We start from the raw sequence: 21,942 nt of genomic DNA, 5'->3' as shown, positions 1-21,942 counted from the left end.
GATGAGCAGTCCTGCAGTTGTAATGAGCGGGCTTGCTTTTGTGGTGAGCAGTTCTGCTTTTGTGGTGAGCGGGCTTGCCCCGCGCTGGGTGGCGAAGCCGCCCCATTACTGACAGTGCATACCTTCAGTTGGAACTGAGGCGTCTGAATTTGGGGCGGCTTCGCCACCCAGCGCGGGGCAAGCCCGCTCACTACAAAATCCTGTTCATCACATAAGACCTGCTCAAGACAAAGAGCCCGCTCACCAAAAAACTCATCCAGGGTTGAAGGTTCAGCCCTTTAATTCCTTCAGATGCTTGTAAACCGTTGCCCGCCCCATACCCAGAACGTTGGCCACATAGTTCGAGGCGCTCTTGCCCTTGAACGCGCCTTCGGCATGCAGTGCCAGCACCAGTTCGCGTTTGTGGTCGCGGGTCAGCAGGTTCAGGCTTAACTGGCGCTCGCGCATCCAGGCATGCAGGAAGGTGTTGATGCGTTCCTGCCAGTCATCGCGAAACAGCGCGTCCGGCTGTGGGATCAGCTTGCTTGGCGACAGGAACAGGTCCAATGCCGCCTTGGCATTTTCGAACAGTGAAATATTCAGGTTGATGCACAGCACCGCCAGGGGCCGACCGTTGGCGTCGCGCAGTACGGTGCTCAGGCTGCGAATTTTCTGACCGTCCCAGTTGAGTTTTTCGTAGGGGCCGATATTCACTTCGCTCACGTCATCGCTGAGCATGTCCTCCAGCGCCGAGTCGTCGCCAATCGCGCGTTTCGACAGGTTATTGGCGATGTAATCGACTTTTTGCGTGCGCAGGTCATGCAGCACCGCTTCGGCGTGGGGGAAGAACAGCGTGGCGATGGCATCGGCGATCGCGCGAAAATTCTGCAAGACGTTGTCGGGTTCGACGGTGTTCATCAATGGGGCTCCAGGCGGGCGGGGGAGAGCATACCAGCGTCGAGGCCGAACCGGGTCAGTGCCTCCGGCAGCGGTGCGCCGCGCACCAGTGCCGCACTGGCCTGGCCCATGGCCGGTGAGGTTTGGATGCCGTAACCGCCTTGCGCCGCTACCCAGAACAGCCCTGGCACTCGCGGGTCGAAGCCCGAAAGCAAGTCACCGTCGTGCACAAAACTGCGCAGTCCGGCCCAGGTTCGCGTGGGGCGGCGGATGGTCAGGGTGGTGGCTTCTTCGATCTGGTAGATGCCCATGGCGATGTCCAATTCTTCGGGCTGGATGTCCTGAGGCTCGACCGGGTCTGCGTTGGCCGGTGAACCGAGGAACATGCCGGCGTCGGGCTTCATATAGAACGCTTCGTCGAGCGCCACCAGCATTGGCCACGCATGGCTGTCCACGCCTTCGGGGCCGGCGAAGATAAACGCCGAGCGGCGCTTGGGTTGCAGGCCAATGGATGCGGCACCGGCCAGCCCACCGATGTGGTCGGCCCAGGCGCCAGCGGCGTTGATAATGATCGGCGCGGTGAAGGTTTCGTGTTGGGTGGTGACGTGCCAAAGACCACCGCTGTCACGGCTCAAGCCCAGCACATGGCTGTCGGTATGCACGTCGCCGCCCTTGCGACGAATACCGCGTAAATAGCCTTGGTGCAGGGCGTCGGTGTCGATGTCGCTGGCAGTGGGATCATAGATCGCACCGTGAACCTTTTCCCGACGCAGGATCGGCAACTTCGCACAGGCCTCGTCGACACTCAGCTGTTCAACCTGCGGCACGGTGGCCTTGGCGCTGAGGTACTGCGCGTTCAACTCGGCCGCATCGCCGGTGAAGTCCACCGTCATCTCGCCGCGCGGTGTGAGCAAGGGATGCTCGCAGAACCCTGCCGGCGGGTGGTCGAAAAACTCCCGGCTGGCCAGGGTCAACGCCCGCACCTGCGGAGTGCCGTAGGCGGCGGTGTAGAGCGCAGCCGAACGCCCGGTGGAGTGATAGGCCGGGTGAGATTCACGTTCCAGCACTCTCACTTTGCCGTGTTGCGACAACCAGAAACCCGTGGACGCACCGGCAATGCCGCCGCCGATGATGATGAAATCTGCGTGGTTCATAGAAGTCTCCAGAGGGCATTGGCCAGTGCGATGTCTTCCAGGCCCAGGCCGATGGAGCGGAAGAATACGTGACGGTCGTAGGACGGGCGCTGCACTTGGTCGCTGAGCAGTTCGGGCAGGTCGCCCATGACTGCGCTTGGGTTCCAGCCATGTTGTTCGGCGGCGATCAGCATCTCGCCCGCCGAGCCTGGCGTGGTTTGGCGGTAGTCGCAGAACACGTCCATTTCGTTCAGTGATTGGGGGGGACTTCGTGAGCGCGCGGTGCGTTGGTGCTGATGGAGGTGATCAGCGCTGGTTTGCTCAGGCGCGAAGGGTCAATCACCGGGCCGGCTGATGACGTGCACAGTAGGATCACGTCGGCGTCTTCCAGGGCGGCTTCGCAGGTTGGGGCGATGCTCACGCGTGGGTCCAGGCGTTGAAGCGTGGAGTCAGTAGCGGTCAGGCTGGGCGAGAAGAAGTTGATGCCTTGCCAATCCCGCAGGTTTTTCACGTAGTGCAGGTGAGCCTGGGCCACCTTGCCGCTGCCGATGATCGCCAGTCGCCGAGCCGCCTGTGGCGCCAGCGCATCCACCGCCAGCGCAGTGGTCGCGGCGGTGCGTGCGGTGGTCAGTTCTGCGGCATCACACAACAGCAGCGGCTGGCCGGTGTGCGTGGACATCAAGAGCGTCCAGGCGGTTACCAATGGCCCTTGCTCACGCACGATATACGGCGAGGTTTTCATGCCATACACGCCGTCCTGCGCCAGCACGCCCAGGTAGTTGATGAAGTCACCGGCGCCCTGGGGGAATTCCACCCATTGCTGGGGCGGCTGCACCGCATGCCCGGCCGCCAGGTCGCGGAACAGTGCGCGTAGGATCTGCAGCACATCGACTTGGCCCAGCAGTTCGCGGGCCTGGGTTTGGTTGATCACATGCGGGGTGCTGGACATGAATGCCTCTTTTGTTGAACTTATTTGTCCATTATGGACTTTTAGTTCCGTCGAGCAAGAGGCAAACCTTATCCGAGATAACGAAAGCCCCCCGACAGCTTCTCCTTCAGATAACCCACCAACACACTCACCGACTTCGGCACATGGGGCGAATACGGCCGAATCAAGTAGATCTCATTGGCAAATGCGCCCTTGAGCGTCCAGTCCTTGAGCACCTGCACCAGCTTGCCGCTGGTCAGCGCGGCATGGGCGCTGAAGTCCGGGAGCAGGGCGATGCCCAGGTGGTTGAGAGCGGAGTCGCGCAGCGCCTCACTGTTATTGGTGGCGAAGCTGCCGGCGATGGGCACGGTCAGGCGTTCAACGTTTTTACTGCCGCGTTCGAAGGTCCAGGCGGGCTGGTCGGTGCCCCGTGGGTAGAACAGGCAGTTGTGTGCCGACAGCTCGCCGGGTTCGCGGGGCTCTCCGTGGCGTTGCAGGTAATCCTGGGTGGCTACCAGCACCGACCCGGTGTCGCAGAGCTTCCAGGCGACGTGGGTTTCCGGCACCTGGAAACCGTGGCGCACGGCCAGGTCGTAACCTTCGGCTGCCAGGGAACTCAGCGCATCGGACACATCCAGCTGGATACGCACCTGCGGGTAACGCTGCAGGAATTCCGACAGATGCGGCACCAGTTGCTGTCGGGCAAATGCCACCGGCGCGGTAAGGCGCACCAGCCCGCGAATCTCCCCCACAGAATCACGCACTGACGAGAAGCTGCGGGCGATCTGCGCATAGGCGCTGCGCACTTCACGGGTCAGCGACAGCCCCGCATCGGTCAGCCGCACACTGCGCGTGGTGCGCGTGACCAACTGAGTGCCGGTGGCCTTTTCCAGGTCGGCAATACGCTGGCTGACCGCAGACTTGCTGACGCCCAGGCGCGCAGCGGCAGCCGTGTAAGTGCCTTGCTCTTCCAATATGGAAAGCCAGTGTATATGGGTCCATAGGCCTTCGATCTCAGATTTTTCCATGGGTGGATTGTTCGCGTATGTGGACAATAAGTTCAGGATTCTGCTCTGGTTTGGAACAAAGCGAAAGCCTATCGTGTGTTCCAACGCTACCCACCTGGATCGACTGCCATGACAACCACAATCGAGCACTACATCAACGACCAGCGCGTGTCCCGCGATGATCGCTATCAGGACGTCTACAACCCCGCCACCGGCGAAAAAACCGGGCGCGTCGCGCTGGCCAGCCGCCAGACCGTATCCGAAGCCGTTGCTGCTGCCCAAGTCGCTTTCGACAGCTGGGCCGATACCCCGCCCATCCGCCGCGCCCGCGTGCTGTTCCAGTACCTGCACCTGTTGCGTGAGCGCAAGGACGACCTGGCGCGCATCATCGTCGCCGAGCACGGCAAGGTCTTCACCGACGCCCAGGGCGAAGTGGACCGTGGCATCGATATTCTGGAATTCGCGTGCGGCATTCCCAACCTGCTCAAAGGCGAACACTCTGACCAAGTTTCCCGAGGCATGGACAACTGGACCCTGCGCCAACCGTTGGGCGTAGTGGCCGGCGTCACGCCGTTCAACTTCCCAGTGATGGTGCCGATGTGGATGTACCCGATCGCCATCGCGGCGGGCAACACGTTCATCCTCAAGCCAAGCCCGACCGATCCGAGCGCCTCGTTGTTCATGGCCGAGCTGCTGCGTGAAGCCGGCCTGCCCAAAGGCGTGTTCAACGTGGTGCAGGGCGATAAGGAATCGGTGGATGCACTGATCGAACACCCGGACGTCAAGGCCGTGAGCTTCGTCGGCTCCACACCGATTGCCCAATACATCTACGAAACCGGCGCGCGTAACGGCAAGCGTGTGCAGGGGCTGGGCGGTGCTAAAAACCACATGGTGGTGATGCCTGATGCGGACATCGAAAAAACCGTCGACGCCCTGATGGGCGCTGCTTATGGCAGTGCCGGCGAGCGCTGCATGGCGATCTCCGTCGCCGTGCTGGTTGGTGACGTCGGTGACAAAGTCATCGCTGCCTTGACCGAGCGCGCCAAGCAACTGCGCATCACCGACGGCCGCGACCTCAAGGCCGAGATGGGCCCGATTGTGTCCCGCGCTGCACTGGAGCGCATCAGCGGCTACATCGAACAAGGCGTGCAGGCCGGCGCGCAACTGCTGCTGGACGGGCGTGATTACGTGCCCACCGAAGCGGGCCTGGAAAACGGCTTCTGGCTCGGCGCGACCCTGTTCGACCATGTGACCCGAGAGATGAGCATCTACCGCGAAGAAATCTTCGGCCCGGTCCTGGCGTGTGTGCGGGTGAACGACTTTGGCGAGGCGATCAAGCTGGTCAACGACCACGAGTTCGGCAACGGCGTCAGCTGTTTCACCCGCGACGGCAACATCGCCCGCGAATTTGCGCGGCGTATTCAGGTGGGCATGGTGGGCATCAACGTACCGATCCCGGTGCCGATGGCGTGGCACGGTTTTGGGGGGTGGAAGAAGAGTCTGTTTGGCGACATGCATGCGTACGGCACTGAGGGTGTTCGGTTCTATACCAAGCAGAAATCGATTATGCAGCGCTGGTCGGAGAGCATCGAGCAAGGCGCGGAGTTTGCGATGCCGGTGTCCAAATAACGCTTGGAAGAACATCGCAGGGCAAATGTGGGAGGGGCTTGCCCCCGATGGCGGAATGACAGTCACTGTATATGTGCCTGATACACCACCATCGGGGGCAAGCCCCTCCCACTTTTGGTTGTTTTTCACTTGAGGGTTGACGGCCAGGCGAATGACGAATACTGTACATAAACACAGTGTTTAAGCACTGGCCAACCAACCCTTGGCAACCTCAGTCATGCCAAACACTGTGTGAAAGTTAATGGATTAACTTACCCCACAGGCTCGTTACATCGAGCCGTTTTTATAGAGAGAGGGAACTCATGTCGTATCCAGAAAGCAAACTCACCGGCCTGACCGGTTTCGCCCTTGCGGCAAAAGTCACCGGCGGCTGGTCTGGCCAAGTGGTCAGTATCACCACGCTGGATCAACTCAAGGCCAACATTGGCGACACCACCCCACGGGTGTTGGTGATCAACAGCAATATCTCGGCGTCGAGCCTGACCAAGGTCAATATGGGTGCCAACAAGACCCTGATCGGTTCATTCCAGAACCGTACTTTGGAGAATATTCACCTGCGTGCAACCGCGCAGTCCCAGAACATTATTCTGCAGAATATTATCTTCAAACATTCGGCGAGCATTAAGGCCAATGACGATATTCAGGTGTACTTGAACTACGGCAGCAAGTACTGGATCGATCATTGCTCTTTTGTCGGGCACACCTGGTCCACCACTGACGGCAGTGAAGACAAGCTGCTGTATATCGGTGAAAAAGCCGATTATGCCACCATCAGCAACTGCTTCTTTGGCAGCCACAAGTACGGGCTGATCTTCGGGCACCCGGCGGATGATAATAAGGCAGAGTTCAACGGTTATCCGCGCCTGACGTTGTGCCACAACCGCTTCGACAACATGGAAGTACGCGCGCCCGGCTTGATGCGTTACGGTTATTTTCATGTGTATAACAACTACGTCAATAACTTCCATCTCGGTTTTACCCTCGCACAGAACGCCAATATCCTCTCTGAAAGCAACTATTTTGGCGAAGGCAGCCAAAATAAAGGCATGTTGGATGACAAAGGTACCGGGACGTTCACTGATACAAACAGTGTGCCGCCGATCACCAACCAGAAGTCACCCAAAGCACAATGGACGGCAAGTTCAAACTACGCCTATACCTTGAAGACGGCGGCGCAAGCCAAGGACTTCACACAGAAGAATGCCGGCGCCCAGGCTGGGACGCTAGTATTCGGTAGTTGAGTAGCTAGCTTTCTACTTGGCTGTCATTTATTGCAAGTGCCACTGTATGTATATCAAGGATATAAATACAGTGATGGCCTTTGTAATATGAATAATTCTTAATGTTGCTATAAGCAAGTGCCCATGTTAAACCTTGGTGCGCACTTGCAGGGCCAACTATCTCTTGCTCTTTCAGTCAGTATTAAGTTACTGGCTGCCAGGTGCTATTTAATCTTCGCTTGTCACTTAAGCGTTAGCAAAAGGACATCATCATGAAACATGCGAATCACACACCCACTCGCTGGACACGGGCCGATGCGCTGAAAGTTAATGAGAATGACCCGACGACGACACAGCCGTTAGTGAGTCCTGACTTTCCTGTCATGAGTGACACGGTCTTTATTTGGGACACCATGCCATTGCGTGAACTGGATGGCACGGTGGTATCGGTGAATGGCTGGTCGGTGATCTTCACCTTGACCGCCGACCGTCGCCCCCATGATCCACAATTCATCAATGCTGATGGCCGTTACGACATCAAGCGCGATTGGGAAGACCGCCATGGTCATGCGCGGATCTGCTACTGGTATTCGCGCACCGGCAAAGACTGGATCTTCGGCGGCCGTGTCATGGCCGAGGGGGTTTCGCCGACCACCCGTGAATGGGCGGGCACGCCGATTCTGTTGAATAACAACGGTGACATCGATCTGTACTACACCTGCGTCACGCCGGGTGCCACGATTGCCAAAGTCAGGGGCCAGGTTGTCACGTCGGACACCGGTGTCACGCTCCAGGGCTTTGATCAGGTCAAGTCGTTGTTCGATGCCGACGGCACCTACTACCAAACCGAAGCGCAGAATGCGACCTGGAACTTTCGCGATCCCAGCCCCTTTATCGATCCCGTCGATGGCAAGTTGTACATGGTGTTCGAAGGCAATGTGGCCGGCGAGCGCGGGACTCACGAAGTGGGCCCGAATGAAATAGGCCTGGTGCCGCCAGGGCATGAAGATGTGGGGGGCGCGCGTTATCAGGTGGGGTGCATCGGCATTGCCGTGGCCAAGGACCTCAACGGTGACGAGTGGGAAATCCTGCCGCCATTGGTCACGGCCGTTGGCGTGAACGACCAGACCGAACGGCCGCACTATGTGTTCCAGGACAACAAGTACTACCTGTTCACCATCAGCCACAAGTTCACCTATGCGGATGGCGTGACGGGGCCGGATGGCGTCTATGGGTTCGTCAGTGATCATCTGTTCGGCCCCTATACGCTGATGAATGCGTCGGGGCTGGTACTTGGCAACCCGCCTTCGCAGCCGTTCCAGACGTACTCTCACTGCGTGATGCCCAACGGCCTGGTGACGTCGTTTATCGACAGCGTGCCCACCACCGGCGATGACTATCGCATCGGCGGCACCGAGGCACCGACGGTCAGGATCGTGTTGAAGGGCGCTCGCTCGTTTGTGCAGGAGGCATACGACTACGGTTACATTCCGGCGATGCGGGATGTGGTGTTGAGCCAGTGACCGCAGTGCAAAAGCCAGCCTGATTCATCAGGTGTAAACCGATCCAAATGTGGAAGGGGCTTGCCCCCGATGGCGGTGTCTCAGTCAAGAAGGTGCGACTGGTCCACCGCTATCGGGGGCAAGCCCCCTCCCACCGTTGACCGGTGTTGTGCCTGGAAGATTGGTGGCGCTCAAGCTCAAGGCTGTCATGAGCCACATACTCAGTCGGCCCTGACAAGCAGAGATCCAGTGTGGGAGGGGGCAACCCTCCCACCTTTGACTGGTGTCGTGTCTGGAAGATTGGCGGCGCTGAAGCTCAAGACCACCATGAGCCACATACTCGGCCGGTCCTGACAAATGGAGATCCAATGTGGGAGGGGGCTTGCCCCCGATGGCGGTGCCTCAGTCAAGAAGGTGTCGACTGGTCCACAGCTATCGGGAGCAAGCCCCCTCCCACCTTTGACTGGTGTTGTGTCTGGAAGATTGGCGGCGCTGAAGCTCAAGACCACCATGAGCCACATACTCGGCCGGTCCTGACAAATGGAGATCCAATGTGGGAGGGGGCTTGCCCCCGATGGCGGTGCCTCAGTCAAGAAGGTGTCGACTGGTCCACAGCTATCGGGAGCAAGCCCCCTCCCACCTTTGACTGGTGTTGTGTCTGGAAGATTGGCGGCGCTGAAGCTCAAGACCACCATGAGCCACATACTCGGCCGGTCCTGACAAATGGAGATCCAATGTGGGAGGGGGCTTGCCCCCGATGGCGGTGCCTCAGTCAAGAAGGTGTCGACTGGTCCACCGCTATCGGGGCAAGCCCCCTCCCACCTTTGACCCCGTTCAAGCAGTGATTTTTGAGCCGTTCATAATCCACGGTGGTCTTGGCAATCTCCAGAAATGGCCACTAACCGATCATGCGAACCACCCGCCTGGCAATCAGAACACCCACCACAGGCGCCAGCGCAAACACCCCAAACAGCCACACCGCAGCGCTCGCGGTGCCTTCGACACCGCCGGGTTCAGTGAGGCCGGCGACGTTCGCGACCATGCCCGCCAGTGCCGCGCCAAACGCGGTAGCGAACAGTTGCACGGTGGTAATCGACGCGCTGGCAAGGTCCTGCTCGCCGGCCGGCGCCACCTGGAACACCCGAGTCAGCAAGTGCGGCCACGCCAGCCCCACGCCCAACCCAATCAGGATAAGCGCCAGGCAGATCGGTGTGAGCGTCTGCCCGCTGCCGTTGCTTTCGACGGGCATCAAGATGGCCAGCGCCACCATGCCCACCACGCCCAGGATCGGCCCGGCCAGGATCGCTCGTCGAATGTTGCCGCCCGTCACACCCGCGCTGGCGATTGACCCCAGCGTCCAGCCGGCCGCCATCAGTGCCGCCAGATAACCGGCCACCAACGGCGACTGGTGGTGCAGGACTTGAAGAAACAGCGGCACGAAGATTTCGCCACTGGTCACGGCCACTGCCAGCAATGACATCGTCGCGTACAGCGCGCCGAGTGCAGTGGTGATCCGAAACGCTCCGGCGGGCAACAGTCGATGGTGGGCGCGGCTTTCCGTGACGATCAGCAGCGCGGTGAACACCGCTGCCACGGCCAGCCCCAGCAGGTTCAGAGGCAGGGTGGACGAGACGCTGCCGGCCGACACCGCCAGTACCGCAGCCGTCAGCAGCACCAGTTGGGCGAGTGGCAGCGGTGTCGGCTCAACGCTATCGGTGCTGCGCTTGGGCAGGACCGCCGCCGCCAGCACCGCGAATAACCCGGCCACCGGAATCAACGACCAGAACGCCGCGCGCCATATGCCCAGCTCGGCAAACACCCCGCCCACCGCTGGCCCGACCAGCGTCGCCACGCCCCACATCCCCGACACCAACGCCATCGCGCGCGGCCACAGGCTTTCATCGAACACCAACCGAATCATCGCGTAGGACAGCGCGAACAAGAACCCACCGCCCAGCCCCTGCACCAACCGCCCTACGAGCATCACCGGCATGGACGGCGCAAACGCACAGGCCAAGGCCCCGCCGGCAAACACCAGGCTGGCGACCAGGTACGCCGCACGCGGCCCGAGGCTGCCGAGCAGGCGCGCCGACAACGCCGAACCGAGGATCGAGGCGGCGACAAATAACGTGGTGTTCCAGGCGTAGTAGTCGATGCCGCCGATGTCCTGGACCACTGACGGCAGAATCGTGGTGGCGATGTACACGTTGATCGCATGCAGCACCACGCCGCCTGCCAGTGCGAGCGAACGTACGCCGTTGGCACCGGACAACAGCGCGGCCCAGTTGGAAGGGGAGGGTTGAGGTGTGTCCATGTAGGCTCCGATTCAAAGGACTGAAGGCTTGCCAAGGCAAGCCGACACCCTTTATAAAACCTCATGTTTAGATGAGGTCAAGAGCTGGATGGAAGCGAAAATCGATGTGCGCATCCCCCTCGGCGTGGGCGAATTGGCCCGCCGCAGCGGCGTGACCGTGGCCACGGTGCATTTCTACGAAGCCAAGGGGTTGATCCACGCACAACGCAGCGCGGGCAATCAGCGTCGCTATCAGCGTGACGTACTGCGCCGGATCGCGGTGATCAAGGTCGCGCAGCGCGCGGGCATTCCGTTGGCGACCATCAAGGACGCGTTGGACGAACTGCCTTCAGGACGGCCGTTGACGGCGAAGGACTGGACCCAACTCTCCACCCGCTGGCGCGACCTGTTGAGTGAGCGCATCAACAGCCTCACTCAACTGCGCGACCAACTCGATGGCTGTATCGGCTGTGGTTGCCTGTCCCTGGATGATTGCCCGCTGCGCAATCCGGGGGATCGCCTGGGGCAGTTGGGGGATGGGGCCGTGTTGCTCGGAAAGTGAGACGACCACCGCCCCTCCCACACGGGATTTGTGGTGTTTGTGAGGGTGGCGTCAGCGCCGCCCCGTGCGCGTACTCACGTCCACCCACACCGCCAACACCAGGATGCTGCCCTTCACAATCATCTGCCAGTAACTGTCCACGTCCAGCATCGACATGCCGTTATCCAGGCTGGTAATCACCAACGCCCCGAGCAACGCGCCATACACCGTGCCCGAGCCGCCGCGCATCGACGTACCACCAATAAAGCACGCAGCGATGGCATCCAACTCGCCCATATTGCCCGCCGACGGTGAGCCCGCCGCGAGCCGCGCGGTGTTGACCAGGCCGGCGAGGGCGCACATCACGCCCATGATGCCGAAGATCCACAGTTTCACCGCCTGCACGTTGATGCCCGACAGGCGCGTGGCTTCCATATTGCTGCCCACCGCATACACGCGGCGGCCGAACACGGTCTGGCTGGTGACGTAGCTGAACACGCCGAGCAGCACCAGCAACAGCAGCACTGGTACGGGGATGCCGTCGTAGCTGTTGAGGGTGGTGACGAACCCGGCGAGTACCGCGCCGATCACCGCCACGCGCAGCACGTCGCGCACCAGGGCGTGCGGCGCCAAGCCATGCAGCGCGCGGTTGCGCCGTTGTTTCCAGGTCAACAACAGGGTCAGGGCAAACAGCAAGACTCCAAGGCCAATCCCCACCGAATGCGGCAAATACCCCTGGCCTACATACACCAGCGACGGCGACACCGGCGCGATGGTGGTGCCGCCGGTGATCCCCAGCAGAATCCCGCGAAACGCCAGCATGCCGCCCAGGCCAACGATAAAAGAGGGGATGCGCAGGTAGGCCGTCATGTAACCGTTGGCCAAACCGATCATCAGCCCACACAGCGCCACCAGGCTGAGATTGGCCAGCAGCGGAATGTGATAAACCACATCCAGGATCGCCGCCAACCCGCCCAACAACCCCAGCAACGAACCCACCGACAAATCAATCTCGCCGCTAATAATCACCAGCACCATGCCGCACGCCAGAATCCCGGTGATTGCCATCTGCCGCAGCAGGTTCGACAGGTTGCGCGGTGTGAGGAAACCGCCCTCGGTCTGCCAACTGAAAAACAGCCAGATCACCGCCACGGCGATCACCAGCGCAAGCATTTTGTAGCGGGTAAACAGCTGTTTGACCTGATTCATCTACGCGGTCTTCCGATCATTATTGTTGTTTTGGCTGAGCGCAGCGGCGAGCACCTGTTCCTGGGTGAGCCCTTCATTGATGAAATCGCCGCGCAACTGGCCGTCGCCGATCACCAGCACGCGGTTGGACACGCCGAGCACTTCGGCCAGTTCCGAGGAGACCATGATGATCGACACGCCTTCGGCCGCCAGGGCGCCCATCAGTTTGTAGATCTCATACTTGGCGCCCACGTCCACCCCGCGCGTGGGTTCGTCGAGGATCAGCACTTTGGGCTTGGCCATCAGCATTTTCGCCAGCACGGCTTTTTGCTGATTGCCGCCGGACAAGCTGGTGATCGGTAAAAACGGGCTGGCCGTCTTGAGGTGCATGCGTGCGATCTGCTGGTCGATGCTGCCCAGTTCAGCTTCGGCGTCGATGCGGGTCATATGCGCATAGGTATCGAGGACCGCCAGGGTGATGTTCTGACCCACGCCCAGGTCGGGAATGATGCCTTGGCGCTTGCGATCCTCGGGCACCATGCACAGCCCGGCGCGAATCGATTTGAGCGGCGTGCGCGTGTCGATTACCTGGCCGTCGAGCCACACCTCGGCGCTGTAGCGGCCGGGGTAGGCGCCGAAGAGCGCTGACACTAACTCCGTGCGTCCGGCGCCCACCAGCCCGGCAATGCCGAGGATCTCGCCGCGCTTGAGCACGAAGGAAATATCATCGACACGCTTGCGCCTGGGGTTGTCCACGTCATAGCAGGTGACGTTGCGCGCCTCGAAAATCACCTCGCCGATGGCATGGGGCTCGGTGGGGTAGAGGTTGCTCATCTCACGGCCGACCATCTGCGTGATGATCCGGGGGATGTCCATGTCGGCCATGGCCGTGGTCGCGATGTGTTTACCGTCGCGGATCACCGCAATGGTGTCGCACACCGCCGCCACTTCATCGAGCTTGTGGGAGATGTACACGCAGGCCACACCCTTGGCTTTGAGGTCACGGATGATGTCGAGCAGTACCTCGATTTCCGAGCGGGTCAGGGCCGAAGAGGGCTCGTCGAGGATCAGCAGGCGCGCTTTTTTATTGAGCGCCTTGGCGATTTCTACCAGTTGCTGGTAGCCGCCGCCGTACTGCGACACCGGCAAGGCGACGTTCATGTCCGGCACCTTGAGTTCACGCATCAACGCTTCGGCGCGGTGGATCATCGCCGGGTAGTTCATGCGCCCGCCGGGCAATGTCAGTTCGTGGCCCATAAAGATGTTTTCGGCCACCGACAGGTCGGGCACCAGGGTCAGTTCCTGGTGAATGATCACGATACCGGCGGCCTCGGTTTCGCTGATGGACTGAGCCTTGAGCGGTTGCCCATCCCAGAGGATTTCACCCTCCCAGGTGCCGTACGGGTAGACCGCCGACAGCACCTTCATCAGTGTGGATTTACCCGCGCCGTTTTCACCGCACAGGCCGACACATTCCCCCGGCCGCACAGTGATGTCGATGCCGTTCAGCGCGTTGACACCGCCAAAGCTTTTGACGATGCCGTTCATTTGCAGCAGATAGTCAGCCATGGCGGTCACTGCCCGCCGATCTGCTCTTTGGTATAGAACCCGTCCTTCTCCAACAGATCGATATTGGCCTTGGTCAGCGAAGTCGGGGTGAGCAGGATGGTGTCGACTTTCTTGCTGCCGTTATCGTACTGCGAGCTGTAGGTGGGCTTCTCGTTACGTGCCAGTTGCACCGAGAGCTTGGCGGCTTCGGTGGCAATCAGCTTGAGCGGTTTGTACACGGTCATGGTCTGGGTGCCGTCGATCACGCGTTTGATCGCGGCGAGGTCAGCGTCCTGTCCGGAGATCGGCACCTTGCCCGCCAGTTTCTGCGCGGCCAGGGCCTGGATCGCACCGCCGGCGGTGGCGTCGTTGGAGGCGACGATGGCGTCGATTTTGTTGTTGTTCCGGGTCAGGGCGTTTTCGACGATGCTCAGGGCTTCGGTGGGGTTCCACTCCTTGACCCACTGCTGGCCGACTACCTTGATATCGCCCTTGTCGATGGCCGGTTGCAGCACCTTCATCTGGCCTTCGCGCAGCACCTTGGCGTTGTTGTCGGTAGGCGCGCCGCCGAGCAGGAAGTAGTTGCCCTTGGGCGCCGCTTGCAGCACACCGCTGGCCTGCATTTCGCCGACCTTTTCGTTATCAAAGGAGATGTAGGCGTCGATGTCCGCATTGAGAATCAGGCGGTCATAGGACACCACCTTGATCCCGGCTTTCTTGGCTTCGGCCACCGCGTTGGTCAGCACCGTTGCGTTGAACGGCACGATAACGATCACATCGACGCCCCGGGAAATCAGGTTTTCGATCTGGGAAATCTGCTTCTGCTCGTTGGCATCGGCGGACTGCACAAAGACCTTCGCGTCGAGTTTTTCCGCAGCGGCGACGAAGTAATCGCGGTCGCGGGACCAGCGTTCCAGGCGCAGGTCGTCGATGGAAAAACCGATTTTCGGGTGGGCGGAATCGGCCATCACCGGCAGTGCGAGCAGGGCCAGGGCGGTGGCGAGCAGGGTACGTTTGAATGACTTCATGTTGGTGCGTCCTTTTATTGTTGTTGGAAGACTCTAGCCGAACACTGCTGTTGCTGTTTGCGTTGTGTGTAGCCTGGCTTTTTTGTGGTGAGTGGCTTGCCCCGCGCTAGGGCGCGAAGCGACCCCAAACCAGACGATGCAATTTTACGTGACACACCGAGGTGCCTGATTTCAGGGCCGCTTCGCGCCCCAGCGCGGGGCAAGCCCGCTCACTACAACTGCAGTCACAATCAACTGCGCACAGCATCGGTCAGGTGTAGATAAACCGGTTCACGACACCTTCGAGCATCTCCTGTCGCCCGCTCACCGCCTGCGGGTTCAGTTCATGGGCAAACGCGTGTTCTGCCAGCGATTCCAGGCTGAACTCACCCGCCAGCACGGCTTGGCCCAGCGGCTGTTGCCAACCGGCATAACGCTGGTCCTTGAACTGCTGCAATCGGTCGTTTTGCACCATGGCCGCCGCACGCTCCAGGGCCAGCGCCAATACGTCCATGGCCTCCACATGCCCGTGGAACAGATCCACCTCATCCAGGCTCTGACGCCGTACCTTGGAATCAAAGTTATAGCCGCCGTTCTTGAACCCGCCAGCCTTGAGGATTTCATAGGTGGCGAGGGTCATCTCCTCGACGCTGTTAGGGAATTGGTCGGTGTCCCAGCCGTTCTGCGGGTCGCCACGGTTGGCGTCGATGCTGCCGAAGATACCGAGGGATACGGCCGTGGCGATCTCGTGATGGAAGCTGTGCCCGGCCAGGGTGGCGTGGTTGGCCTCGATATTCACCTTGATCTCGTGTTCCAGGCCGTACTCATGCAGGAAGCCGAACACCGTGGCGCTGTCGTAGTCGTACTGGTGCTTGGTCGGCTCCTGGGGCTTGGGCTCGATCAGCAGGTCGCCCTTGAAGCCGATTTTGTGCTTGTGTTCCACCACCATGCGCATAAAGCGCCCGAGCTGTTCGCGCTCGCGCTTGAGGTCGGTGTTGAGCAGGGTTTCATAGCCTTCACGGCCGCCCCACAGCACATAGTTTGAGCCTTTGAGCCGCAGGGTGGCGTTCATCGCGCTGAACACCTGGGCGGCGGCGTAGGCAAACACTTCAGGGTCCGGGTTACTGGCAGCGCCGGCGGCAAAGCGCGGGTTGCTGAAGCAGTTCGCGGTGCCCCACAGCAGTTTGATCCCGGTTTGTTCCTGGTGACGCTCCAGATGGTCGACCATCTGTGCGAAGTGCTCGCGGTACTCCTTGAGCGAGCTGCCTTCGGGCGCCACGTCGGTGTCGTGAAAGCTGTAGTAGCCGATGCCCAGTTTGGAGAAAAACTCAAAGGCCGCCTCCGCCTTGCCGATGGCCACCTCCATCGGGTCGCCACTGCGCTGCCACGGGCGCTTGAAGGTGCCCATGCCAAACATATCGGCACCGGGCCACACGAAGGTGTGCCAGTAACACGCAGCCATGCGCAGGTGCTCGCGCATGGGTTTGCCGAGGATCAACTTGTTGGCGTCGTAATGGCGAAAGGCGAGGGGGGAATCGCTGCTGGGGCCTTCGAAGCGAACCTTCTCGACACCGGGGAAGTACGGCATGGCGTTTTCCTTATTGTTCTTGGCGGTGTCTGGATACTAGCAACGGCGATGGGGCTGGCGATTATGAAAATCACCAAGGCGTAGTGCGATTTTGTGCAGCGAGGGCTAGTCTGTCGCGACAGGCCCCAGGACAAAAACAATGAAAACCCTACCGCCCGTGCACCGAATCGCGCTGCTGTTCAACGGCAGCAAAATCTACGACCGCGGCATCATCGCCGGCATCGGTAATTACCTGAGCAGTACGCGTGTGTCCTGGGATTTGTTCCTGGAAGAGGACTTTCTATGCCGCCTCAAAGGCATCGAGCGTTTTCAGGGCGACGGTATCATTGCCGACTTCGACGACCCGCTGATAGGCGAGGCATTGGCCGACAGTCAGTTGCCGGTGGTAGCGGTGGGCGGCTCCTATGAAGACGGCCGCGCGTACCCCAAGGGCATCCCCTATGTGGCCACCGATAATTACGCATTGATGAAGTTGGCCTACGCGCATTTGATCGAGGCAGGGCTGACGCGCTTTGCCTGCTTCAGCCTGCCCGAAGCGCAGGCCAACCGCTGGGCCCAGGAGCGCGAAAAAGCCTTTCGCCGCCTGATGCTGCGCGACGGCTTGCAGGTGGAGGTGTATCGCGGCCTCGGCACCAGCGCGCCGTTGTGGGACAGCGCAGTGGAGCAGCAGATCGCCTGGCTGCACAGCTTGCCAAAGCCCATTGGCATTATTGCCGTGACCGATGCCCGTGCCCGGCAATTGCTGCAAGCCTGCCTCACAGCCGGCATCGCCGTGCCGGAACAAGTGGCGCTGATCGGCATCGACAACGATCCGCTGACCCGAACCCTTACGCGAGTGCCGCTGAGTTCGGTGATCCAGGGCACCGAAACCATGGGTCGCACTGCCGCTGCGCTGTTGCACCAGATGTTGCACGGCAAGCCTTGCACCGGTACGCAAATCCTCGTGCCGCCGGACGCAATCAACGTCCAGGCCTCCAGCCTTCATCAACCCTTGGGCAATCCGTACGTGATGCAGGCGCTGCTGTTTATCCGCCAATACGCTTGCCAGGGCATCAAGACCGCTCAAGTGGCGGCGTATGTCGGTGTGTCGCGTTCATCCCTGGAAGCGCACTTTCGTAAGGTGCGCAATTGCAGCGTGCATGACGAAATCCTGCGCTTCAAACTCGCGGCTGCCGCCAGAGGCCTGGAAAACCGCGACCTGGCGATTGCCGACATCGCGTCGACCTGCGGCTTCACCTCGGCGCAGTACCTGCACACCGTGTTTCGTCGCGAGTTTGGCTGTACGCCCCGGGAGTACCAGCGGGGCGCGGAGTTTGCGTTATCTGTCCCTGAGTAAGGCCTTACATACACTGCTGAACCCACTGTGGGAGGGGGCTTGCTCCCGATGGCGGTGTGTCAGTCAAGCCATTCATTGACTGACACACCGCCATCGGGAGCAAGCCCCCTCCCACATTTTTTGACCGCGTTCAGGCGCTTAGAACACTGCCTTGACCTGCAACCCCAACACCAGCGCATTGTCGATGTTGTCACCCGAAAACGCGCCTGGCTCGATGATGTATTGCACATCCGGGCGCAGGTTCAGCCATGGCGTGGCCTGGTAGCCGTAACTGAGTTCGATCAGTTGTTCGGCGTTGTCGAGGTTGGGGTAGCTGGACCCGGCGTTGAACGCTGCCAGTTCCTGCACGTCGCGGCTGCGCGGGTTTGGCACGGCGCGGCCATAACCCAGGGACAGGGTGTCCCGCGGGCGGCCTTCGAACGGTTTGTAGAGCACTACACCTGCGCCATACCACTTGCTGAACGGCGAGGCCGCTTCGCTGGCGGCGGAGTATTGGCCGAAGGCGTGCAGCACACGGCCGGCCGACGATTCGGAGGCCCACACCGCCTGGTCGATCAGCAGATAGTGACCGCCGCGACCGCTGACTTTTTCAGTGCTGCCGATGCGTTTCACATCGGAGCTGTCGTAGTAGTAACCCACCTTATATTCCCCGGGCAGGGGGCCTGCGTGCTTGTACACCAGCTCAATCGGCACCACGGTCCCGGTGGTGTGCTTGGGGCTCAACTTCCAGGCGCGGCTGGAGTCGCCGTTGCTTTCCGGGTCGACATTGAACGCCGCCACCCGCACTTGCCAGGCCGGCGAGAGGTCGTATTTCACCCGTGCGCCCAGACGCGCGTTCGGGTAGTTGGTCCAGCCGCTGCCGCCGGACATGTTCAGCGGATGCCCGCAGAAACCGGCGTTCATGAAGTTGCACAGGATGCCGCTGTCCAGGCCGCCGAGGTCATTGCCCATGGCCATGTAGCCGAGCTTCACGTTGAGTGCTGGGGTGAAGAGCGTGCGCTCGTAGCTCAGCTCAGTGAGGCGGGTGTAGAGACCGCCGTAGTTTTCCTGGATCGGCAGACGGTTGCCCACCAGGTCCTCGGACGCGCTGTTGCCGCGACGGTCATTGACGGTGACCTGGATGCGGTCGCCGTTGGTGAAACCGTAGAGCTTGCCCAGGTCGAACTGCACACCGAGCTTGAGGTTTTGCGAGTAGCGCGCCGAGCGGTGCTGACCGCCGTGGGCGTTGTAGGCGGTTTCGCCGCTGTAGTCGCCGGTGAAGCGCACACCGGTGTCTTCCAGTTCACGGCGCAGGCCGCCCCAGTCGCCGGTCAGGGTGGTGTCATCGGCTTGGACGGGCAGGGCGGCGCCCAGGGCCAGGCCGAGCAACAGGCGCCCAAAAGAGAGATGAGAAGTGGGTGTCATGCGGGTCTTCCAGACAGAAAGCGCGGTGCCGGGGGGCACCGCGCTTGGGGGAGGTTATGGCAGGGCGTAGGCGATCACGTAGTCGCCACGGTCAGTGGATTGGCGTGCACCGCCGGCGGTGACGACTACGTACTGCTTGCCGGTTTTCGGCGATACGTAAGTCATCGGGCCGCCTTGGCTGCCGACCGGCAGGCGGGCTTTCCACACTTCGTCACCGTTGCCGCTGTTGAAGGCGCGCAGGTAGAAATCCTGGGTGCCGGCGATAAAGATCAGGCCGCCCTGGGTCGACAGCGTGCCGCCGAGGGTCGGCAGACCGATCTTGATCGGCAGGTGCATACGGATGCCCAGCGGGCCGGTGTCTTCAACGGTGCCAACCGGCACCTGCCACGCGACTTTCTGGGTCTTCATATCGATGGCGGTCAGGGTGCCGAACGGCGGCGCCTGGCACGGAATGCCGGCCACCGACAGGAAGCGGTTTTTGTTCACGGCATACGGCGTGCCCTTGAGCGGGACCGCGCCCATGCCGGTGTTCAGCGCTTCGCCACCGGACGAAGACTGGGCTTTGTTCTGCGACGGCACCATCTGGATCCACAGGCCCAGGCGCATGTCGTTGACGAAGATAAAACCGTGCACCGGGTCGGTGGAAATGCTGCCCCAGTTCATGCCGCCCAGGGAACCCGGGAAACTCAGGGATTTATCGGTGCCCGGCGCGGTGTACAGGCCGTCGTAGCGCATGCCTTTGAAGTCGATGCGGCACAGCAACTGGTCGTACGGGGTGGCGCCCCACATGTCCGATTCAGTCAGGGTTTGCGCGCCGATCTGCGGCATGCCTACCGATTTAGGCTGGGTTGGCGAGTACGGTTCATTGGGGATGTTGGCGGCCTTGACCGGCACTTCTTTTACGTCAGTCAGCGGTTTACCAGTGGCGCGGTCGAGCACGTAGATCTGGCCGGCCTTGGTGCCGATCACTACCGCAGGCACGGCTTTGTCGCTGCCCGGCGGGGTGAAGTCGATCAGGCTTGGCTGCATCGGCAGGTCGAAGTCCCACAGGTCGTTGTGGACGGTCTGGTACACCCACTTTTCAGCACCGGTGGAGGCATCCAGCGCCAATACCGAAGCGCCGTATTTATGGTTGAGCTGGGTGCGTTCCACGCCGTAGATGTCGGTGGATGAGCTGCCCATCGGCAGGAAAATCGTGTTCATCAGCGGGTCGTAGGACATCGGCGCCCAGCTGTTCGGCGTGCTGCGCACGTAGGTGCTGTCGCCGGTTGGGGCTTGTTTGTCTTCCGGGTTGCCGGGGTCGAAGGCCCAACGCATTTGCCCGCTGATCACGTCAAAACCACGGATCACGCCGCCTGGCATGTCGGTCTGCACGTTATCCGCCACGCGGCCGCCGACCACCACGGTGGTACCGGCGATCAATGGCGCGGAAGACAGCTGGTAGTAGCTGTCCGGCACATTGCCCAGGCCGGCTTTCAAATCCACCTGGCCGTGGGTGCCGAAGTCTTCACAGAATTTGCCGGTGTCGGCGTCTACCGCAATCAGGCGGGCATCAATGGTGTTGGTCAGCAGACGGCGCTGGCACTGCGCACCCGCTGGAACGCTGGCGGCAATGATCGGCGAGCTGTTGGGCTGGGTCGGCTGGGCAATCGGCGCGGTGGCGTCGAAATAGGCCATGCCGCGGCAACGCTGCCAGACCGCCGATTTGGCGTTGACTTCGTTCTTCCACAGTTCTTTGCCGGTGTCGGCGTCGAGGGCGATCAGATTGTTGTGCGGGGTGCAGATGAACACTTTGTTGCCGATCTGCAGCGGGGTCAGTTGGTCTTCGGCACCGTTGCCGTCGCTGATCGCCACGTCGCCGGTGTGGTAGGTCCAGGCTACTTTGAGCTTGTTGACGGTGTCGCGGTTGATCTGGTCCAGCGCGGCGAAGCGGCTGCCGCCTTCAGTGTTGCCGTAGTGCGCCCAATCTTTCTGCGCATCGGCCGGGGCCACCGGCGTGACGCCTGGGCCGGCACCGGTCGGGGCGACGCTTGGGTGGGCGACAAACATATTGCCCGCCGCAACCACTACGCCCACCGCCAGTACGGCGGCAACGCCATAGGCACCGCGCGCAGGCTTGCCGACCAGCAGTGGGTACACCAGCGCGACCACCAGGCCAATCGCGGCGAACATGAATAGCCGCGAGAACAGCGGCCAGAACACCAGGCCCACATCCGCCACGGCCCAAATGGCCGTGCCCACCAGGAACGCGGCAAACAACCACGCACCCGCCGGGTTACGCCGGGCAATCAACAGGCCGGCAATCGCCATGGCCACGCCGCCGATCAGGAAGTACCAGGAACCTCCCAGGCTAACCAGTTTGGCGCCGCCGACGGCGAGCGCGATGCCGAGCAGGGCGATGATAACGCCCAGGCCCAGGAGTAAGAATCTAGAGACGCCAGTAGCGCGCGATGCTCGTTTCATGTCGAAAGGACTCGAATGTGAGAGGGCAAAGACGCGATTTTAGCAAGATAAGTAACTGGTTAGTACATTAGAGTCCTGCAATAGACTATTACAGTTGCTGCGATGATGCAGTGCGGTCAAATGCCGCGTTGGATAGGAGGGTTTTCTCGATGGGCAGCGGTGCGGGGAGCGCGTATTCAGGCGTGTCGATAGCCGTATCAGGATGAGCGCACTTTGAGCCTCAACGAAACGCCCCATCGGTTGAGTGGATGGGGCGTAGCGTTCGACCACCGTCTTTAC

Annotated in this window: 15 protein-coding genes and 1 pseudogene; 5 read left to right on the top strand and 11 right to left on the bottom strand. The window is 61.0% G+C overall.

What is annotated here, in order from left to right; translation table 11 throughout:
* Nucleotides 1-270: 270 nt before the first annotated feature.
* The 4 genes and pseudogenes from AB4N82_RS28985 to AB4N82_RS28970 all read right to left on the bottom strand — a co-directional run bounded on the left by AB4N82_RS28985 (nt 271) and on the right by AB4N82_RS28970 (nt 3,965).
* Complete coding sequence (locus tag AB4N82_RS28985) at nt 271-897, bottom strand: helix-turn-helix transcriptional regulator (protein WP_032885454.1); 627 nt, start codon at nt 895-897, stop codon at nt 271-273.
* Nucleotides 897-2,030 (bottom strand): NAD(P)/FAD-dependent oxidoreductase, encoded by a 1,134-nt coding sequence (locus AB4N82_RS28980; protein WP_032885453.1) that lies wholly within the window; start codon nt 2,028-2,030, stop codon nt 897-899. Before AB4N82_RS28980 ends, AB4N82_RS28985 begins: the two co-directional genes overlap by 1 nt.
* Nucleotides 2,027-2,958: pseudogene (locus AB4N82_RS28975) on the bottom strand (ornithine cyclodeaminase family protein). The gene AB4N82_RS28980 and the pseudogene AB4N82_RS28975 overlap by 4 nt, the downstream one beginning before the upstream one ends.
* Before the next feature lie 68 nt (nt 2,959-3,026).
* Nucleotides 3,027-3,965 carry a LysR family transcriptional regulator gene (locus tag AB4N82_RS28970; protein ID WP_032885451.1) on the bottom strand — a complete coding sequence of 313 codons (939 nt, stop codon included), beginning with the start codon at nt 3,963-3,965 and terminating at the stop codon, nt 3,027-3,029.
* Between the two features lie 108 nt (nt 3,966-4,073).
* On the opposite strand from AB4N82_RS28970, the gene AB4N82_RS28965 reads away from it, so the two are divergent.
* The 3 genes from AB4N82_RS28965 to AB4N82_RS28955 all read left to right on the top strand — a co-directional run bounded on the left by AB4N82_RS28965 (nt 4,074) and on the right by AB4N82_RS28955 (nt 8,316).
* Nucleotides 4,074-5,573 (top strand): CoA-acylating methylmalonate-semialdehyde dehydrogenase, encoded by a 1,500-nt coding sequence (locus AB4N82_RS28965; protein ID WP_122764074.1) that lies wholly within the window; start codon nt 4,074-4,076, stop codon nt 5,571-5,573.
* A 302-nt stretch (nt 5,574-5,875) separates the two neighbouring features.
* The gene (locus AB4N82_RS28960; RefSeq protein WP_032885448.1) at nt 5,876-6,814 is read left to right on the top strand and encodes a pectate lyase family protein; all 939 of its coding nucleotides are present in this window, start codon (nt 5,876-5,878) and stop codon (nt 6,812-6,814) included.
* 251 nt (nt 6,815-7,065) lie between these two features.
* On the top strand, nt 7,066-8,316 hold the full coding sequence (locus AB4N82_RS28955; RefSeq protein WP_032885445.1) for a glycoside hydrolase family 68 protein: 1,251 nt from the start codon (nt 7,066-7,068) through the stop codon (nt 8,314-8,316).
* 877 nt (nt 8,317-9,193) lie between these two features.
* Here the strand turns inward: AB4N82_RS28955 and AB4N82_RS28950 are convergent.
* Complete coding sequence (locus AB4N82_RS28950; protein ID WP_099603340.1) at nt 9,194-10,609, bottom strand: MFS transporter; 1,416 nt, start codon at nt 10,607-10,609, stop codon at nt 9,194-9,196.
* Between the two features lie 88 nt (nt 10,610-10,697).
* Here AB4N82_RS28950 and soxR point away from each other — a divergent pair, with 88 nt between their 5' ends.
* Nucleotides 10,698-11,150, top strand: coding sequence for a redox-sensitive transcriptional activator SoxR (gene soxR / locus AB4N82_RS28945; RefSeq protein ID WP_095186433.1), 453 nt, complete (start codon nt 10,698-10,700; stop codon nt 11,148-11,150).
* Between the two features lie 51 nt (nt 11,151-11,201).
* Here the strand turns inward: soxR and AB4N82_RS28940 are convergent, their stop codons facing one another.
* The 4 genes from AB4N82_RS28940 to xylA all read right to left on the bottom strand — a co-directional run bounded on the left by AB4N82_RS28940 (nt 11,202) and on the right by xylA (nt 16,460).
* A complete protein-coding gene (locus AB4N82_RS28940) occupies nt 11,202-12,338 on the bottom strand; it encodes a sugar ABC transporter permease (RefSeq protein WP_095186434.1) in 1,137 nt (378 codons plus the stop codon).
* A complete protein-coding gene (gene xylG / locus AB4N82_RS28935) occupies nt 12,339-13,886 on the bottom strand; it encodes a D-xylose ABC transporter ATP-binding protein (RefSeq protein WP_177326417.1) in 1,548 nt (515 codons plus the stop codon). It lies immediately after the preceding gene.
* A gap of 5 nt (nt 13,887-13,891) precedes the next feature.
* Entirely contained in the window at nt 13,892-14,893 is a 1,002-nt protein-coding gene (xylF, locus tag AB4N82_RS28930) for a D-xylose ABC transporter substrate-binding protein (protein WP_122764075.1), read from the bottom strand.
* 250 nt (nt 14,894-15,143) lie between these two features.
* Nucleotides 15,144-16,460 carry a xylose isomerase gene (gene xylA, locus AB4N82_RS28925; RefSeq protein ID WP_460104063.1) on the bottom strand — a complete coding sequence of 439 codons (1,317 nt, stop codon included), beginning with the start codon at nt 16,458-16,460 and terminating at the stop codon, nt 15,144-15,146.
* Nucleotides 16,461-16,599: 139 nt separating this feature from the next.
* On the opposite strand from xylA, the gene AB4N82_RS28920 reads away from it, so the two are divergent.
* Nucleotides 16,600-17,796, top strand: a complete 1,197-nt coding sequence (locus AB4N82_RS28920) for a XylR family transcriptional regulator (RefSeq protein ID WP_099603344.1) — start codon at nt 16,600-16,602, stop codon at nt 17,794-17,796.
* A gap of 138 nt (nt 17,797-17,934) precedes the next feature.
* Here AB4N82_RS28920 and AB4N82_RS28915 read toward each other — a convergent pair whose 3' ends face one another.
* Nucleotides 17,935-19,200 (bottom strand): carbohydrate porin, encoded by a 1,266-nt coding sequence (locus AB4N82_RS28915; RefSeq protein ID WP_122764076.1) that lies wholly within the window; start codon nt 19,198-19,200, stop codon nt 17,935-17,937.
* Between the two features lie 54 nt (nt 19,201-19,254).
* Nucleotides 19,255-21,663: a glucose/quinate/shikimate family membrane-bound PQQ-dependent dehydrogenase gene (locus AB4N82_RS28910; RefSeq protein ID WP_095186436.1), complete on the bottom strand. Its 2,409-nt coding sequence runs from the start codon at nt 21,661-21,663 to the stop codon at nt 19,255-19,257.
* Nucleotides 21,664-21,942 lie beyond the last annotated feature (279 nt).

Source organism: Pseudomonas sp. H1_D04 (genome assembly GCF_054683855.1).
Note: the sequence above shows the minus strand (reverse complement) of the source record. Positions and strands in the feature narration are given on the sequence as shown.